The 462-nt window shown below is 68.8% G+C and carries 1 protein-coding gene; it reads right to left on the bottom strand.

What is annotated here, in order from left to right; genetic code table 11:
• The coding region (locus tag AC2JF9_RS09010) for a hypothetical protein (protein WP_500727083.1) at positions 1-462 on the bottom strand (462 nt) is incomplete at both ends.

Genomic DNA, 462 nt, shown 5'->3' with positions numbered 1-462 from the left:
CGCACCGGCCGGTGATAGGCATCGTAGCTCGTATCCACGCTCTCGAGCACGGTCATCGCCGCCCAGGCCGCATCCGTCTGGCCAGTGACGGTGCCGGTCTCCACATCGGTGACCTGCCCCAGCGCGTTGTAGGTAGTGCGCTGCGCGCGATGTTTGAGCGTGCCCGCCCCGTCGGGATCGGCCGAAACGACGCCAGTCCGCCGCCGCATCGCATCATAATGGTAGCGCACCCTGTCCGTGCTTCCCGGCAGCGGGCCGTTCACCGTCAGCAGATTGCCGACGGGATCGTAGGTCATCGTGCTCGTCGCGGTCAGCGTGCCGTCGCCCGAGCCGCTGCTCGTCGAGGTGGCGTTGAGGTTGGAGCCGTAGGCGATCGTCGTCTTCACTTCGTCCGCCGTGCCGGCGCAGGCGGCGCCCGTCCGGCACGCGGACATCCCGGTCATGCGGAACATGCCGGTGGCG

This window comes from Lactobacillus sp. C449L (assembly GCF_059900815.1).
Note: the sequence above shows the minus strand (reverse complement) of the source record. Positions and strands in the feature narration are given on the sequence as shown.